The 17,431-nt window shown below is 46.6% G+C and carries 17 protein-coding genes; 12 read left to right on the top strand and 5 right to left on the bottom strand.

The window, feature by feature from the left end; genetic code table 11:
- Positions 1-4: 4 nt before the first annotated feature.
- From B0180_RS08000 to B0180_RS07960, 9 genes are read left to right on the top strand one after another with little or no spacing between them, the layout of a single operon-like run.
- A complete protein-coding gene (locus B0180_RS08000) occupies positions 5-1,417 on the top strand; it encodes an NADH-ubiquinone oxidoreductase-F iron-sulfur binding region domain-containing protein (protein ID WP_078256477.1) in 1,413 nt (470 codons plus the stop codon).
- Positions 1,417-4,461 carry an NADH-quinone oxidoreductase subunit NuoG gene (gene nuoG / locus B0180_RS07995; RefSeq protein ID WP_078256440.1) on the top strand — a complete coding sequence of 1,015 codons (3,045 nt, stop codon included), beginning with the start codon at positions 1,417-1,419 and terminating at the stop codon, positions 4,459-4,461. Before B0180_RS08000 ends, nuoG begins: the two co-directional genes overlap by 1 nt.
- Positions 4,461-5,492: an NADH-quinone oxidoreductase subunit NuoH gene (gene nuoH, locus B0180_RS07990; RefSeq protein ID WP_078256439.1), complete on the top strand. Its 1,032-nt coding sequence runs from the start codon at positions 4,461-4,463 to the stop codon at positions 5,490-5,492. The genes nuoG and nuoH overlap by 1 nt, the downstream gene beginning before the upstream one ends.
- 12 nt (positions 5,493-5,504) lie before the next feature.
- Positions 5,505-6,053, top strand: coding sequence for an NADH-quinone oxidoreductase subunit NuoI (gene nuoI, locus B0180_RS07985; RefSeq protein WP_049236127.1), 549 nt, complete (start codon positions 5,505-5,507; stop codon positions 6,051-6,053).
- The gene (gene nuoJ / locus B0180_RS07980; RefSeq protein ID WP_078256438.1) at positions 6,050-6,691 is read left to right on the top strand and encodes an NADH-quinone oxidoreductase subunit J; all 642 of its coding nucleotides are present in this window, start codon (positions 6,050-6,052) and stop codon (positions 6,689-6,691) included. The genes nuoI and nuoJ overlap by 4 nt, the downstream gene beginning before the upstream one ends.
- Positions 6,691-7,053 carry an NADH-quinone oxidoreductase subunit NuoK gene (nuoK, locus tag B0180_RS07975; RefSeq protein WP_114800442.1) on the top strand — a complete coding sequence of 121 codons (363 nt, stop codon included), beginning with the start codon at positions 6,691-6,693 and terminating at the stop codon, positions 7,051-7,053. Before nuoJ ends, nuoK begins: the two co-directional genes overlap by 1 nt.
- Before the next feature lie 3 nt (positions 7,054-7,056).
- Complete coding sequence (gene nuoL, locus B0180_RS07970; RefSeq protein ID WP_078256437.1) at positions 7,057-8,928, top strand: NADH-quinone oxidoreductase subunit L; 1,872 nt, start codon at positions 7,057-7,059, stop codon at positions 8,926-8,928.
- A gap of 1 nt (position 8,929) precedes the next feature.
- Positions 8,930-10,687, top strand: coding sequence for an NADH-quinone oxidoreductase subunit M (gene nuoM / locus B0180_RS07965; RefSeq protein WP_078256436.1), 1,758 nt, complete (start codon positions 8,930-8,932; stop codon positions 10,685-10,687).
- A 2-nt stretch (positions 10,688-10,689) separates the two neighbouring features.
- Positions 10,690-12,168 (top strand): NADH-quinone oxidoreductase subunit N, encoded by a 1,479-nt coding sequence (locus tag B0180_RS07960; protein WP_078256435.1) that lies wholly within the window; start codon positions 10,690-10,692, stop codon positions 12,166-12,168.
- A 147-nt stretch (positions 12,169-12,315) separates the two neighbouring features.
- On the opposite strand, the gene B0180_RS07955 is transcribed toward B0180_RS07960, so the two are convergent.
- The gene (locus B0180_RS07955; protein ID WP_078256434.1) at positions 12,316-13,065 is read right to left on the bottom strand and encodes a glutathione peroxidase; all 750 of its coding nucleotides are present in this window, start codon (positions 13,063-13,065) and stop codon (positions 12,316-12,318) included.
- A gap of 221 nt (positions 13,066-13,286) precedes the next feature.
- Here B0180_RS07955 and B0180_RS07950 point away from each other — a divergent pair, with 221 nt between their 5' ends.
- Positions 13,287-14,096: a ferredoxin--NADP reductase gene (locus B0180_RS07950; RefSeq protein WP_078256433.1), complete on the top strand. Its 810-nt coding sequence runs from the start codon at positions 13,287-13,289 to the stop codon at positions 14,094-14,096.
- 76 nt (positions 14,097-14,172) lie between these two features.
- Here the strand turns inward: B0180_RS07950 and B0180_RS07945 are convergent, their stop codons facing one another.
- From B0180_RS07945 to B0180_RS07935, 3 genes are all read right to left on the bottom strand, one after another.
- Positions 14,173-14,532 (bottom strand): AzlD domain-containing protein, encoded by a 360-nt coding sequence (locus B0180_RS07945; protein ID WP_078256432.1) that lies wholly within the window; start codon positions 14,530-14,532, stop codon positions 14,173-14,175.
- Between the two features lie 8 nt (positions 14,533-14,540).
- On the bottom strand, positions 14,541-15,230 hold the full coding sequence (locus B0180_RS07940) for an AzlC family ABC transporter permease (RefSeq protein ID WP_049236113.1): 690 nt from the start codon (positions 15,228-15,230) through the stop codon (positions 14,541-14,543).
- A gap of 93 nt (positions 15,231-15,323) precedes the next feature.
- A complete protein-coding gene (locus B0180_RS07935; protein ID WP_420866060.1) occupies positions 15,324-15,617 on the bottom strand; it encodes an ArsR/SmtB family transcription factor in 294 nt (97 codons plus the stop codon).
- Between the two features lie 128 nt (positions 15,618-15,745).
- Here B0180_RS07935 and B0180_RS07930 point away from each other — a divergent pair, with 128 nt between their 5' ends.
- Both B0180_RS07930 and B0180_RS07925 read left to right on the top strand, forming a co-directional pair.
- Positions 15,746-16,156, top strand: coding sequence for a YeeE/YedE family protein (locus B0180_RS07930; protein WP_078256430.1), 411 nt, complete (start codon positions 15,746-15,748; stop codon positions 16,154-16,156).
- A 13-nt stretch (positions 16,157-16,169) separates the two neighbouring features.
- A complete protein-coding gene (locus tag B0180_RS07925; protein WP_078256476.1) occupies positions 16,170-16,595 on the top strand; it encodes a YeeE/YedE family protein in 426 nt (141 codons plus the stop codon).
- 92 nt (positions 16,596-16,687) lie between these two features.
- Here the strand turns inward: B0180_RS07925 and B0180_RS07920 are convergent, their stop codons facing one another.
- Complete coding sequence (locus tag B0180_RS07920) at positions 16,688-17,386, bottom strand: VIT1/CCC1 transporter family protein (RefSeq protein ID WP_078256429.1); 699 nt, start codon at positions 17,384-17,386, stop codon at positions 16,688-16,690.
- Between the last annotated feature and the right edge of the window lie 45 nt (positions 17,387-17,431).

The raw sequence follows: 17,431 nt of genomic DNA, 5'->3' as shown, positions 1-17,431 counted from the left end.
CATGATGAGCGTGGCAGAACAGATACAGGCGCGCAAAGAAGGGCTTGCCCCAAGTCAGCTCAATCGTCAGCGCATACCGATCTATGGCGTGGGCTTGGCAGAAGGTCAAGAGCCGACTTGTGAGACTCATCCCTTGACTTGGCGTTTATTTCATCAAAATGCTGTCTTAAAGTTGGCTGATTATTTGGCATTAAAAGGTTTTGATGGTCTAAAAATTGCCCTAAGCAAAACCCCCAAAGAAGTGGGCGAGATGATCAAAAATGCCAATGTGCGTGGCCGCGGCGGGGCAGGATTTAACGCAGGCTTGAAATGGACGTTTATGACGCCACCAGATGGAGGCGTGCGTTATTTGATTTGTAATGCTGACGAGATGGAACCTGGCACATTCAAAGACCGCCTATTGATGGAGCGCTTGCCATTTCAGCTGATCGAGGGGATGCTGATCAGTGCCTATGCCATCGGTGCGTCGGTGGGTTATATCTTTATTCGTGGTGAATACATCTTGGCAGCCAAGCGACTTGAAGCAGCAATCAAAGAGCTGCATGAGCATGGCTTGATGGGTGAGGGCATTTTAGGCAGCCAGTTTAATTTTGAGCTGCATGTGCATACAGGGGCGGGGCGATATATTTGCGGTGAAGAGACAGCGCTCATCAACTGCCTAGAAGGTCGCCGTGCCAACCCGCGCACCAAGCCGCCATTTCCCCAAGTCTCGGGAGCGTGGGGCAGACCCACAGTCGTCAATAATGTTGAGACGCTCAATAATATGTCAGCGATTATGATCAATGGCGTGGATTGGTATTTGAATCTACCAAAAGCCAAAGGCAAGTCTGACACTCCGGGCACCAAAATCATGGGCGTCTCAGGACGAGTCAAAGATGCAGGGCTTTGGGAAGTGCCTTTTGGCTACACCGCAAGAGAGCTGATCGAATTGGCAGGCGGTATGCAAGAGGGGCTGAAGCTTAAAGCATGGCTACCAGGTGGCGCCAGTACGGACTTTTTGACCGCAAGCGATGAGCATTTGGATTTGGTGATGGATTTTGAACCGATCATGAAAGCAGGCTCGCGCCTTGGTACTTGCTTGATGATGGTGGTGGACGAAACCCAGGATATGGTGAGTTTATCAAAAAATCTGCAACAGTTCTTTCAGCGTGAAAGCTGCGGCTGGTGTACGCCATGCCGTGATGGCTTACCTTGGGGCGTGAAGATGCTAGATGCTATCGATAAAGGCGAAGGCAGACCTGAAGATATCGATAAACTGTCTGAGCTGACGCGCGATTTGTGGATTGGTAAGACATTTTGTGCGCACGCGCCAGGGGCGATGGAGCCTTTGATGAGTGCATTAAAATATTTCCGTCATGAATTTGACAATAAGATTAATTCAGCCGAAATCTCGGTGGATGCAGTGGGGAGCGAGTGATGGCAGTCATTCATATTGATGGTAAGACGGTCGAGGTTGATAGCGCCGATAACCTATTACAAGCTTGTTTGTCGCTTGGCATTGATATTCCTTATTTTTGTTATCATCCTGCTTTGGGTTCTGTGGGATCGTGCCGTCAGTGTGCAGTCAAGCAATACAACAGTGCTGAAGACTATGAAGCAGGGCGTGGACGATTGGTGATGAGCTGCATGGTTGCGCCCACCAATGATATGTACATCTCTGTCAATGATGAAGAAGCCAAAGGGTTTCGTAAGCGCATTGTTGAATATTTGATGACCAACCACCCCCACGATTGCCCAACTTGTGAAGAAGGGGGTCATTGCCACTTGCAAGACATGACCTATATGTCAGGGCATCGTGAGCGCCGCTATCGCTTCACCAAGCGAACGCATCATAACCAAGATTTAGGCCCGTTTATCAATCATGAAATGAACCGCTGTATCGCCTGCTATCGCTGCGTACGTTTTTATAAAGACTATGCCGGCGGTGAAGATATGGGCGTGTATGCGTCAAATAATCGCGTCTATTTTGGTCGTGAAGCAGACGGTCAATTTGAAAGTGAGTTTAGCGGTAACTTAACTGAAGTTTGCCCAACAGGTGTATTCACCGATAAGACCCATTCTGATCGCTATAATCGCAAGTGGGATATGCAGTACGCGCCCAGTGTCTGTCATGGCTGCTCCACCGGCTGTAACATCTCAGCAGGCGAGCGCTACGGCGAGCTTCGTCGTATCGAGAACCGCTATAATCATGACGTGAATGGTTACTTTTTATGCGATCGCGGACGCTTTGGCTATGGCTATGTCAACCGAGCAGATCGACCTATCCGCCCTTATCAAAACACTCCGTCAGGGAGAGTTGAGCTGAGCGCCGATGCGGCACTTGATCGTGTCCTTGAAATCATTCAAGACAAAAAAGTCATCGGTATCGGCAGTATCCACACCAGCCTTGAAAATAATTTTGCACTCAAAAAACTGGTGGGTGATGCGCGATATAGCACCGGTCAGACGATGGCGATGCAGTCTTTGACGGATCAGGCGGTTCAGCTTTTGCGTAACCAAGATATTTATAATCCTTCTGTGGCTCAAATTGAGCAGGCGGATGCGGTATTAATTTTGGGTGAAGACATCACTCAAACGTCAGCCCGTGTGGCATTGTCCGTACGCCAAGCAGCAAAAAATCAAGCCAAAGCCATGGCAACTGCCTTGCGCACAGATCATTGGCTTGCCGAACCAGTTAAGCGTATCGGGCAAACTGAGTATAGCCCCATCTATGTGGTGGATGTGGTCGATACCAAACTGGACGATATCGCCAAAGTCTCTGTCGTGGCAACCATCGAAGATGTGGCAAGATTGGGCTATTTGGTGGGTGAAATCATCGAAAGCTTTGATGTGCATTTGGATAATCTTCAAAAGCCCCAAATCGCCGCTGACGCTCAGATGCTTGAGCTTGCTTATCAAATCGCTGTGGATTTGGTCTCTGCCAATCAGCCGCTGATCATCTCTGGTGTTTCATTACAATCACCGCAAGTCATTGATGCTGCCGGCTTTGTTTCTCAAGCTTTAAGCAATAAACGCCGCGCCATCAAAAAAACTAACGCTGATGAATTGGCGGCATATGAGCAAGCTCATGCAGCAGATATGCCAAGTCACGACCCGCAGCTGGCAGCGAAGCCTGAACATCCTGACACTCAAACCGATAAGGTCGAGCAAGCACAAATCAGCCAGCCGCAGCCTAAGGCGCTTGATGAGCATTTTACACCGATTGCAGCGATTTATTTGGCATTGCCTGCCGCTAATAGTGTCGGCTTGTCGCTGCTTGGCGGTAGATCAATCGAAGAGGTTTTGGCAGAAGATTTTGATGTGCTAATCGTGCTTGAGAACGATCTAAGCCAAAGCGTTGGCATTAATGTACTGGAGAAAATCGCAGATAAAACGGTGATCGCTTTAGATCATCAAAGCTATCCATGGCATGACCAAGCTGCCATGGTGCTATCTTCTGCCAGCTTTGCAGAAGCAGATGGTACTTTGATCTCGGCAGAAGGTCGAGCACAGCGCTTCTTCCAAGTTTATGATAAAAAATATTATGAGCCGACCAGTGACATCAAAGAAGGCTGGAGATGGCTGTATGCGCTGGCTTATGAGTCTGGTAAGACTGCCAGTGCGGCACATTTGGACGAAGTGATTGCTGATATCGTGGCACATCACGATGATTTGGCGCTGATTCAAGAGGCTGCACCAGCAGCGGACTATCGCATTACGGGTCTGAAGATCGCGCGTGAGCCGCGTCGCTACTCTGGTCGTACAGCACTGCGCGCACCTTTATCGGTTCATGAGCCGATGCAGCCAAAAGATCTCGATACCGCTTTGACATTTTCGATGGAAGGATATGTTGGCACTCAAACCAATCCTGCCAGCATTCCATTTGCTTGGGCAGCAGGCTGGAACTCGCCGCAGGCATGGAATAAATATCAAGATAAAGTGGGCGGAAAGCTCAAAGGTGGTGATGTGGGCGTGCGCTTATTTGATCATTTGCCCAAAACCACCCAAAGCTATACTTCGTCGCGCTCAATGATCCAAGATGTCCCAAATACCAGTGTCTTTAACGGCGTGGTGCGACTTGTTCCAATTCATAATCTATTTAGTGCCAGTGCGATGACAAGCCGTAGCCTAATTGTCGCCAATCAAATAAAACCGACTGGTTGGTATGTTAATAAAGAAGACGCTGATCTTTGGCAGGTTCGCGCAGGGGATTTGTTGGCGATCGATTCGGTCTATGGGGAAATTGTCCTACCTGTTATTATCAGTGAATACATTCCTGATGGATGTATTGGCTATGGTGCAGGCGTCGTGCCGCTGAGCCCTAGAGTGCCAACAAAAATTAAGCGAGCAGACTCAGTGGCAGAGATTTTTGAGCCAAGCTATGTGTCAAGCCTAAAAAATCTTTCAAAGACATATCGTAGTCCTTTATTTAAGGCGAGTGAAACACCGGTGCGCGTCACCCCAGTCATGGAGAGCGTGTGATGACGATTCGTATTATCCCAGAGATGCCCTCATTTTTAACCAATACGATGAGCTTTGATGTTTGGTCATTGGTATTTTTGGTGGTGCAGGCACTGGTCATTTTTCTTGGCTTGGTGATGGTTGCTGCTTTAATGATCGTCTATGAGCGCCGTATGCTTGCGCTTTGGCAAGATCGCTATGGTCCAAACCGTGTCGGCTGGCAAGGGTCGCTGCAGCTGGTAGCGGATATGTTAAAAATTTTCTTTAAAGAGGATTGGACGCCTGAGTTTGCCGATAAAAAGATCTTTACATTGGCACCTGCCATTGCCATGTTTACTGCTTTGGCAAGTTTCGCCATCATTCCATTATCCCCAACCTTAGGGGCGGCAGATTGGAATATTGGTATTTTATTTTTCTTTGCCATGGCAGGCTTGGCGGTGTATGCAGTGATGTTTGGCGGATGGGCTTCTGCCAATAAATTTTCGTTGCTTGGCGGTCTTCGATCGTCTGCCCAAACCATCAGTTATGAAGTTTTTCTTGGACTATCCTTAATGGGCGTGGTGGCAATGGCAGGGTCATTTAACCTGCGTGAGATTGTCGAAGCCCAAACCGTGGTTTGGAATGTGATCCCTCAGTTTTTTGGTTTTTTGACCTTTGTGGTTGCAGGGGTTGCAGTGACGCATCGCCATCCTTTTGATCAGCCAGAAGCAGAGCAAGAACTTGCCGAAGGTTATCATGTGGAATATTCTGGCATGAAGTTTGGCATGTTCTTTATTGGCGAGTATGTTAATGTGGTCGTCATTTCAGCACTCATGACTTGCTTGTTCTTTGGGGGTTGGCTTGCGCCTTTTGGGCTTGAGATACCTTTTATTCCACCGGTGATTTGGTTTATGGTCAAGACATTATTTTTTATGACCTTGTTTGTTTTGGCTCGTGGTTCTTTGATGCGTCCACGCTATGATCAGGTGATGAATTTTGGCTGGAAAGTCTGTCTGCCGGTAACATTGGTGAATTTGCTTGTGACGGCTGCCGTCATACTTTCCGTACAATAAGGATGTGATATCATGCTTTCAACTCTAAAAAATACGGCAGTTGGCATCGCTAGTATCGTCCGTTCAATGTGGATGGTCAATACCCATGCGCTCAGACCACGCGACACGATTTTATACCCTGAACAGCCGGTACCAGTACCGCCGCGTTTTCGTGGACGGATTATCTTGACGCGTGATCCTGATGGTGATGAGCGCTGTGTTGCTTGTAACTTATGCGCAGTTGCCTGCCCGGTAGGCTGTATCAGTTTACAAAAAGCAGAGCGCGAAGATGGACGCTGGTATCCTGAATTTTTCCGAATTAATTTTAGCCGCTGCGTGTTTTGTGGCATGTGTGAAGAAGCTTGCCCGACAACCGCCATTCAGCTGACACCTGATTTTGAGCTTGGTGAGTATAACCGCCAAAATCTGGTGTATGAAAAAGAGCATTTACTGATCTCAGGTCCCGGCAAATATCCTGATTATAACTATTATCGAGTAACAGGGATGGCGACCGAAAATCAACCCAAAGGGTCGCATCAAAATGAAGCGGCACCGGTTGATGTGCGGAGTTTATTACCATGATGAATGTATTATTACAATGGCTCAGCGATGCCAATGTGGTTGGCTTTTATGCGCTGGCAGCAGTGGCTGTATTTGCCAGTTTTAGGGTGGTGACACACGCCAATCCTGTCCATGCCATTTTATCGATGATTGTATCGCTTTTAGCGGTGGCAGGAATTTTCTTTATTTTGGGTGCGCCTTTTGCAGGCGTTCTTGAAGTCATTGTTTATGCTGGCGCGATTTTGGTGCTGTTTGTCTTTGTGATCATGATGCTTAATCTGGGCACGGACATGAGCGAAGAAAAAACTTGGCTTAGCTCAAGCGCTTGGGCGACGCCTGTGTGCTTGACACTGATTATTGGTGGGGTGCTGACGGCATTTATTTTGAGCTCTCCAACTGCAGCAGTGTCGTTGTCCGGCAATACCATTGACCCCAAGCAGGTTGGTATCAGCTTATTTACCCAATATGTGTTATTGGTGGAAGTAGCAGCATTTTTATTGCTTGGAGCGTTGGTTGCGGCATATCATTTGGGCAAAAAAGCGCTTGATGATGAGAATTTTAGCCACTACCAAGAGTCAGAAGATGGTGCTCATGCAGCCAATCATCAGCCAGATGGTCCCGTATTTACAGACCATACAAAGCGCAAAGGGGGTTTTTGATGACCATAGCAGCAGTTAATGAAGCAAGCGCTCAAGCGGGCGTGGCATTGGCAGGCTTGGGCATCCCTGCTTCACATGCGCTGATTTTATCGGCATTACTTTTTGCCATCGGTTTGGCGGGTGTGATGGCTCGTCGCAACATTTTATTTATGTTGATGAGTCTTGAGATTATGATGAACTCTGCCGCCTTAGCATTTGTAGTCGGCGGCAATATGTGGGGCAGTGCTGATGGTCAAATCATGTTTATTTTTGTGCTGACACTGGCGGCAGCTGAGGCGGCGATTGGACTGGCGATTTTGCTCCAATTCTATCACCGCTTTAGAAATCTCGATGTCAATCAAGCCAATAAGTTAAAGGGGTAAGATATGAGTATGCTGATGTGGACTTTTATTTGCCCACTCATTGGATTTTTAATTTTAGCTAGCTTGCGCGATCGCCTTTCTCAACTGGCGGCGACCATCGTGGGTGTCGGCTCGATGCTGCTATCAGCCATTGCAGCCGCCATAGCATCTGTGGATTATTTACAAAACTATTCAGGACAGGTGGTTAATATTCCTTTGTGGACATGGCTAAAAGTGGGTGAATTTGCGCCGGCGTTTGGTTTGTCGTTTGATGGCTTGACTCTAACGATGACAGGCATCATCACTGGCGTTGGCTTTTTGATTCATCTGTTCGCTTCTTGGTACATGGACGGCGAGGCAGGATTTGCCAGATTTTTTAGTTATCTGAATTTATTCGTTGCAAGTATGTTATTGCTGATACAGGCGGATAATTTATTGCTACTTTATCTTGGCTGGGAAGGCGTAGGTATTTGTTCGTATCTTTTGATTGGATTTTATTTTCATGAGCGTGCCAATGGACGTGCCGCCATTAAAGCATTTACAGTGACGCGCGTTGGTGATGTCTTCTTGGCGATTGGTCTGTTTATATTATTCCGTGAATTTGGCACGCTAACGATCAGCGAAATCATCACGCGTGCCCCAGAGATGTTTGGTGTCAATAACCCAAACTTGGTGCTGGCTGCGATGATGCTTGTTGGTGGTGCTTGGGGTAAATCAGCTCAAATCCCATTACACACTTGGCTTGCTGATGCGATGGCAGGTCCTACGCCTGTATCTGCGCTCATTCACGCTGCGACTATGGTAACAGCAGGGGTGTATTTGATCGCTCGCATGCATCCTGTGTTTATCTTAACACCTGAAATTTTACTGTACTGGGTGGGCGGCGTTGGTGCTATCTCAATGCTGGTGGCTGGATTTTGTGCGTTAGCACAAACAGACATCAAGCGTATTTTGGCTTATTCAACTATGAGTCAGCTGGGATATATGTTTATTGCTTTGGGCGTTGGTGCATGGCAAGCTGCCATTTTCCATCTGATGACGCATGCGTTTTTTAAGGCGCTGCTGTTCTTGGCCTCTGGCGCGGTGATTTTATCAGTACATCACGAGCAAAACATCTTTAAGATGGGCGGACTGGCAAAGAAAATTCCTTTGGTGTTTGCCTGCTTTGTCGTCGGTGGTGGCGCACTGGTAGCACTGCCTTGGGTGACTGTCGGCTTTTATTCTAAAGAAGCGATTCTTTGGGAAGCTTATGCCAGTGGCTATCAGACCTTATTTTGGGCAGGTGTCTTTGGCGCGTTTTTGACTTCTGTTTATACTTTCCGCTTGATATGGATCACCTTTTTTGGTGAAGAAAAAACCCATGCTGAAAAACTCTCAGGCATCTCCTATTGGCTACCTTTATCTGTATTATTGGTGCTCTCAACAGGTATCGGCGCGATGATCATGCCGCCATTGAATGATGTGCTGCCGCTGGGCGCAGGTCAGCTGCTTGAGCAAGCAGGTAATGCAGATGCCAAACATACCGCTGAATATATCGCAATGGCATTTATGGCGGCAGGTTTGGCGCTAGGCGTGGTGTTATATGCGCTTAATCAAGGCAGACTGCTTAACAGTTTCAAACAAACTCGTCTAGGCGGTGCGCTGTATCATTGGTGTTATCATGGTTTGGGTTTTGATGCTTTGTATGACATTGTTTTTGTTAAGCCATTTTTAGGCATTGCCAAGATCTTGAAATCCGATCCGATTGATCGCCTGATTAATATCTTACCTCTGGGCGCATCATTGGGTAATAAATTAACAACAAAAACTCAAACTGGGCTTTTGCGCACTCATGCCATCGGCTTTGGTGCAGGTCTGGCGGTTATTTTAATCTTAGCATTGATGGTGGTGGTGTAACATGGCATTAGAACAAAACTGGATACTGCCAGCATTGATCGCAATTCCATTTATTGCAGGCTTATTATGCTGGTTAATTGAAAAAGTCAGTGATCGATTGCCGCGCTGGATTGCGCTGATCGGCATGATCATTACTTTTGCATTGACTTTGGTGCTGTGGCAGCAAGGAAATTTTAATACGCTACTGGTGACAGATGCGCCTGTCAGTGGCGAGACCTTACCTTGGGCGGCGCAGTTTATCCTGCCATGGATTCCAAGTTTTGGCATTAAATTTCATTTGGCTATGGATGGCTTGTCTTTGCTGATGATTGCTCTGACGGCGTTTTTAGGTATCATGGCGGTGGGCTGTTCGTGGGGTGAAATTCAGCGCCGCGTCGGATTTTTTCATCTTAATTTGCTGTGGTCACTAGGCGGCGTGATTGGCGTATTTTTAGCCATTGATTTGTTTTTATTTTTCTTCTTTTGGGAATTGATGCTGCTGCCGATCTACTTTTTGATCGCGCTGTGGGGGCATAATGCTACAGGTGGTAAGACCAAAGAATATGCAGCTACCAAATTCTTCATTTATACACAAGCCTCAGGCTTGATTATGCTGATTGGCATTTTATTGCTGGTCATCATTCATTTTAGCCATACTGGGGTGCTAAGTTTTGATTATCATGACCTCTTGGGTGTAGATCTGGGTGGTTGGGAATACATCATCATGCTTTGCTTCTTTATTGGTTTCGCTGTTAAGCTGCCAGTCTTCCCTTTGCATGGCTGGCTGCCAGATGCGCACGCCCAGGCGCCCACGGCAGGCTCGGTAGACTTGGCTGGGATTTTGATTAAGACTGCGGCGTTTGGCTTGTTGCGCTTTGTGATTCCACTGTTCCCAAATGCTTCGGCAGAATTTGCGCCGGTGGCGATCACTTTGGGTATGGTCGGTGTATTTTATGGCGCATTTTTGGCGTTTGCGCAGACGGATATTAAGCGTCTATTGGCTTATACCAGCGTATCGCACATGGGCTTTGTCGTTTTGGCAATCTATGATGGCAGTCTGATTTCGTTACAGGGACTCATGGTGCAGATGATTGCGCATGGTCTTTCAAGTGCGGCGCTATTCATCATGGCGGGTCAATTATACGAGCGCCTGCATACGCGTGACATGACTTTGATGGGCGGTATGTGGGGTCAATTTCGCTATATTGCACCGCTGCTCATGTTCTTTAGCGCGGCATTGTTAGGCATACCTGGTACGGGTAACTTTATCGGTGAGATTTTGATTTTGATTGGTTCTTTTGCCAAACATCCGATCTTTGTTACGCTTGCCACAGCAAGCCTTGTGATGGCAGGTTTGTATTCTTTGATTATGATTTATCGTGCATTATTCGGTCAAAATACCACGCTTGAATTGGTGAAACAAAATCATGGCACGCTAAAAGATTTGGGCAAGCGTGAATTGGCGCTGCTGCTTTCTTTGGCGATTGGATTGGTGTGGCTTGGCTTGTATCCTCAGCCTGTCATGGATAAATCTGAAGGATCGATGCAGTGGATCGCAAGTGCTTATGCCCATGATGTGACCATGGTGACTGAGCCTAGGCATGGCATTCGCCTAATTGAAGGGAATATGGGCGATTATATGCACGCCCATCACCATGAGCTGCATGGCCAAGGGTATGACGCTGGTCTGCATCATCATGAAGGGTCTGACCATCATCACGATCATGATCACGCAGATCATGAGCACCACCACGATCACCAAACCAAGCAGGGAGAATAATCATGAATCCTATGATTTTTGAATCTATTTTATCGATACTGCCTGCTGTGGTGGTGGCGCTCACTGCACTCATTGTGATGATTGCCATTGCTGTCAAGCGCTCTCATTTTTGGACAGCAACGCTCAGCGTCTCAGGTCTGAACATTGCCTTGCTGGCAGTTGTCGCTCAAGCGTTAGGCTTGGTACCTGCAGGTGCATCTTTTGGTGGGCTGTTTGTCTTTGATGGCTTTGCGATTTTTAATATGGGCGTGATTTTGATCGCAGCGCTGGCTTGTTGTACATTGGCCTATGGCTATTTTGAGACATTAAAAGATCATAAAGATGAGCTGTATTTGCTCATGCTGATCTCTACCTTAGGGGCGATGCTGATGACAGGCGCAGAGCATTTGGCGGCGTTTTTTATGTCGCTTGAGCTACTGTCTGTGCCGATGTATGGCATGTTAGCATATACTTTCTTGCGCTCTAGATCGCTTGAGTCAGGTTTAAAATATCTGATCATGTCCGCCACAGCTTCCGCGACGTTACTCATGGGAATGGCGCTGATCTTTGCTGATACAGGTGCTTTATTCTTCAAAGATTTGGCAAGAAATCTTTTGGTTGGCAATTTGTCTAGCTTGAGTGTGGTTGGGGCGGTGATGATGTTGGCAGCTGTGGCATTTAAATTATCAGCAGCGCCATTTCATTCATGGGTATCAGATGTCTATGAAGGCGCGCCAGCACCGATTGCTGCTTTTTTAGCAAGTGTAAGTAAAGTAGCTATGATGGCGCTTGCACTCAGATTCTTTGTGGGTAGTATGTCCACCGCCATGCCAGCTTTTGATATGATTTTGGTTGTTGTCATTGTTTTGTCCATTTTGTTGGGTAACTTGCTGGCAATTCGTCAAAATAACATCAAGCGTATGCTTGCATATTCTTCGATTGCGCACATTGGCTATGCTTTGATTGCACTTTTATCGATCGGTGCGGGCAGCTTGCCTTTGGTGAGTATGTACATGGCGGTTTATGCGCTGACATCGATTGGGGCGTTTGGGGTAATCACTCTTATGTCAAGCCCATACCGTGAGCGCGGACGCACTTCTATCAGTGGCGAAGCTGACGATCTGCGTTTTTATCAAGGATTATTTTGGCGCCGTCCTGTGCTAACGGCGGTATTGACTGTGATGCTGCTGTCTTTGGCAGGTATTCCGCTGACGGCAGGATTTATTACCAAATTTACCATGTTCTTTGCAGCTGTACAAGGCGTACGCTTTTGGGCAGCCGGCATGATTATTTTGGGTAGCGCCATTGGCCTATATTATTATTTGCGCGTTTTGGTCAATTTGTACCAAAAACCTAAAGCCAACCTTGAGTTCGATGCGCATCAGCATTGGGGTATAAAGGCAGGTGGAGTGATGGTGATGATTATCACTGCACTGATCGTTGTCTTTGGTGTGCTACCCGAAGCGATGATGCAAATGGCTGCCAGAGCTGTGATGCTATAAGTGATCTGAGTATCATAAAGATAAATAAGCGCCCAAATGGGTGCTTATTTATAGGGGTGTATCAGTCTTAATCATATCACTGGCAGTTAAAGATCAAATAAAAAAAAGAGCTTAGTTGTAAGCTCTTTTTATCGTATCGTCAGAAAATTAAACGGCGCAGTCATCACTTGCCAAATAAGTTTCAAGCTCTTCAGAACCGCCGATGTGTTTGCCTCCGATAAAGACTTGCGGAACGGTCTCACGACCAGTAATGGCGCGAACACTTGTCATACTAGCATCTCGGCCAAGTACCACTTCTTCATAAGCGACGCCACGAGACTTCAGAGCTTCTTTAGCTTTGGCACAAAAAGCACAGCCTGGCTTGGTGATGATGGTCACTGAAGGCTTGTCTTCCCAGTCAGGATTTAAGAATTTAATCATGGTATCGGCATCAGAAACTTCAAATGGGTCACCGTCTTTTTCTGGCTCATCAAAGATTTTGACAATCACGCCATCATCAACTAGCATTGAATAACGCCATGAACGCTTACCAAAGCCCAAATCCTCTTTGCCTACCAAGCGACCCATACCCTCGGTAAATTCACCATTCCCATCTGGGATCAAAGTAATTTTATCGCTTTCTTGGTCAGCTGCCCAAGCATTCATCACAAAGGTGTCATTCACCGAGACACATAAAATATCATCAACGCCCAATTTTTTGAATTCACCTGCCAATTCATTATAGCGCGGTAGATGCGTCGATGAGCATGTCGGCGTAAACGCACCCGGCAATGAAAAAACCACTACTTTCTTGCCACCAAAAAGCTCATCAGTGCTAACATTCACCCACTGATCACCTTGGCGCGTACGAAATACAGCGTTTGGGACTTTTTGCCCTGTCATGTCTTTAAAAGCCATACAATTTCCTTTAACAGTTGTGATAAAAATCTATACTGCTGATCTATATGGGGATGTTGATCAATTTTTCAAGCGGTGATTTTAAGGTGGTTTTTGGCGTCTGATGGGGGCGTGATGATTTGACTAAAGCTGAATTATCGGTCAAAATACACGATGAAACGGCTGATGTCTGTGATGAAGATGACATTGGTCATTAAGATTAAAACTATAAAGAGACACTTATGAGTGATGACAAAGCAGTGGCATTGACGGTGCTATCAAAGACAGTTTGGTCGCCCAATTTGTTTAGTTTTACGACGACCAGACCTGAGGGTTTTCGGTTTGAGGCAGGGCAATTTGTACGGTTGGGGCTGCGTGCAGATGAGCTGATTTATTATCAAGATCAGCCCAAATCTGAGGAGCTGACCCCGATTTTTCGTGCATATTCCGTGGTATCGTCTCCTTATGATGAGTCACTTGAATTTTTTTCGGTGGTGGTGCCGGATGGGGAGTTTACTTCGCAGCTTCAATATTTGCAAGCAGGTGATCAACTATATCTGAACACCACGCCATTTGGATTTTTGACGCTATCGCGCTATCAAGAACCGACCCCAAAAACATTGTGGCTGTTAGCAACTGGAACGGGGCTTGCACCATTTTTATCCATTTTACAAGATTTGTATGCTTGGGAGCATTATGATGACATTGTGCTGGTGTACAGTGCGCGTACCCAAAGCGAATTGGCGTATCAAGACAAAATCCGATCATTAGAAGCAAGCTTTGGGGGATTGGTCGATGATCCTGCTCGTTTTCACTATATATCCATCGTGACGCGTGAAAAAATCGCTGGCTGCTTGTCTGAGCGTATTCCTAGCTTAATTCATAATGGTGAGCTTGCCAAGGCAGCCAGTGTTTCGCTCGACAACCAAGCGCATGTCATGCTGTGCGGTAATCCACAAATGGTTGAAGACACCAAAGAAGCGCTCAAAGCACAAGGGCTTAGCATGAATCGCCGTGGTGTCGGCAATATTGCGGTAGAAAACTATTGGTAAATACTTGCGCTCTTGGCTTGATTGGGTTGTATTGATGTTTGGTAACAAGTGGCTTTTATCTTTAAAACTTTTATCATTAAAATAGCCACTTTTCGATACCCACACCCACCAAAAATCCCGCCATGCCGATGATGACGCTCATGCCAGTATTGATGCCTTTGATGGTAGCAATCATGGTCACTACGATACCCAAAATACTGGCGATGAGTGGGCTATTATCCGCAGACTCTGTAAAAAATGGCATGGCAAGTACCACAGTCATGCCAATAATAATTGCGCCGCCCAAGGGGGCAAAAGGCGAGTTCTCAGCCGTAAAAAAGCGAATGATGGCGGAATCATCAGGCAGTAAAAATGGTAAAGATCGTGAAAGGGCGGTCAAGATCGCCATACAGACAACCGCTATCAGCAGCGTATAAAACCCAGATTCATTGAGCATAGTTTGACTTAATAATTCAATAATTTAACTAATAAAAAATGCGCTAGAACGCCACCAAATCCTGCCACAAGCAGTGCAATTTCGCTATGATCAGCAGACACACACAGCGCTGCAATGACTGCTGCAATGATCAAAGCAGGGCGAAATCTAGGTTCGCTGACATAGGCGTGTGTGGATAATGAAACAAATAACGCCACAAAAGCAAAATTCATCGTGGCACTCATCACCGGATAGTCTGCCAATAATTTGCCGCCAAAAACACCGATGATGGTACCGCCCCACCAAGACACCCACGATACGACAGCCAGTCCAATCAGCCAAGGCTTTTGATTGTCAATACCTTTTAATTTTGCCATGGCGGTGGCAAAGACTTCGTCTGTGATTAGCGGAGCAATCCAAATCATGCCATCACTTGATCTAAGATGACGCTTCATCAAGGGCGCGTACAGCAGGTGACGACTGTCAAGTAAAGCACATAAGCCTACCACGGCAAGCACGCTTGCGCCGCTCATGATCGAGGCGAATAATAAAAACTGACTGGCACCGGCATAAATGAAGACACTCATCGCAATGATGATCCAAGTTGGGAAGCCGGCAGCCGTTGTCGCCATACCAAAAGCAATCGCCACCGGAATGTAGCCTAAAGCAACAGGCAGTCCCGATTGGCAGCCCTTGATAAAAGCTTGGGAGTTATTCATAACTAAGACAATTCAAAATATTTAAACAATCAACTAAATCAATCAGATAAGATGATCAATTCATAACGCTATCGTTGATTTTATTTGATGGTATTAAGGCTGACAATATAGCTCATGCAAAGAACCGATAAGGTGCATGACTTTATCATCTGCAAGCTGATAATAGACAAATTTGCCTTGTTTTTTGGTGCTAAGTAGCCCGCTTTGACGCAAAATACCCAGTTGCTGCGATAAGGTGGGCTGCAAGATATTGGTCAGCGCCGCGATCTCACCGACATTCAAAGCCTGCCTTTCAAGCACACAAACGATCTTTAATCTATCGGGGTTGGCAAGCAGCTTTAGTACAGAAACAGCCTTAGGCAGCTGTGTAAAATTTATGTCGCTCAAAGCAGCCTCTCTTTCATATTTTTTTCCATAAAAAATCTTGCCCATCCTAGCATAATCAGCAAAAAATTTCTATTAATATATAAAAATATATATTATAATAATATAAATTATAAAACAGTGAGCATTGTATGAATGATTACGTATCGGCGCTGATGGGCGGTGTGTTGATCGGCATTGCCTCCGTAGGTTATCTTTATAGCACAGGTAGAATCGTGGGCATCAGTGGCATGATGGCGACTTTACCTAAAACCAAAGCCTCTCCTACTTTGCTCTTCTTGATCGGTATTGCTTTGGCTGCCCTGATGGCTCGAGCGTTTGGTTTGGTGGATTTGGGTGAGATTAGGCTGACTGCGCCTGCTTGGCTGCTGGGCGTTGCAGGTATATTCGTTGGAATTGGCACACGATTAGGCTCAGGCTGTACGAGCGGGCATGGTATCTGTGGCATGGCTCGGCTGTCGCGCCGCTCTATGGCTGCGACTGCGACTTTTTTGCTGACGGGGATTATAACGGTTGCTGTGATGCGATATTTACGAGGCTGATATGACGACTAAAATAAAAAATATCTGTGCGCTGATTTTTGGGATGGTATTTGGGGCAGGGCTGTTGTTGTCAGGTATGGCAAATCCTGCCAAAGTGATTGGTTTTTTGGATATTTTTGGTGAGTGGGATCCAAGCTTGGCATTGGTCATGCTGGGGGCGATTGGTGTTGCCATCATTCCTTTTCAGCTTGCCGTGCATCATTCACGGACATATCATGATGCTAAGTTTGATTTACCTACCGCCGCACACATTGATAAAGCGCTTATTGTTGGCGCTGCCATATTTGGCGTCGGTTGGGGCTTGGTGGGTATTTGTCCTGCGCCAGTTTTATCACTAATCGGCTTGGGTAAATTTCAGGTGCTGTATTTTATGATTCCTATGATGATGGCGATGCTTGGCTTTGATTGGTTTAAGGATGCTAAGCGTAGTAAATTTTAAATCAATCACGATTTTGCTAACGCAGATACATTAAACATAAACATCATGACCGATGCTGATCAATGTTAGCTCATGTCAAATTTATAGGCTCATCAAGCCATAGTCACATCAAAAAGCTGACCGATAAGCTGAGTGGCTGCCAAGGCTATCACGCCCCAGATGATAATGCGAATGACAGCAGGCAAGGGTTTGGCACCGCCGAGGCGTGCTGATAAATATCCCAGTGCTGCCAGTCCAATCAGCGTCGTCGCCCATAAGGCACCGATCAGCACCTCATGCGAGGCAAGATACACGCACAAGACAGGTAATATCGCCCCAGCGATAAAAGATAAGCCAGATGCGATGGCTGCTTGGAGCGGATTGGCTGCGGTCTCGTCATTGAGCCCAATTTCATCACGAGCGTGCGCCTCAAGTGCGTTATGCTCCGTCAAGGCGATCGCAACTTTCTTAGCAAGCTTGGCATCAAGACCGCGCCGCTTATAAATCTCGGTGAGCTCCATAAGCTCTCTTTCGGGATTATGGGTAAGTTCATGCTGCTCTTTGAGTAGGTCTGCTTGCTCGGTATCCGACTGTGAGGAAACCGATACATATTCACCCGCCGCCATACTGATGGCGCCAGCGATGAGCGATGCCATGCCAGTCAGAATCAAAGTTTGGGTTTGTGTTCCTGCTGCTGCCACGCCCATCAATAAGCTTGCGGTGCTGATCAAGCCATCATTGGCGCCAAGCACAGTTGCGCGCAGCCAATTGTTGCGATTACTAAAATGCGGCTCATGATGAACGCTATACATATCACACCTTGGATGTCAACCGATTGATCAATATTGTAGCACAAA

The sequence above is a fragment of the Moraxella canis genome (assembly GCF_002014965.1).
Classification (GTDB): Bacteria; Pseudomonadota; Gammaproteobacteria; order Pseudomonadales; family Moraxellaceae; genus Moraxella; species Moraxella canis.
This window is presented reverse-complemented; position numbering and strand designations above follow the sequence as displayed.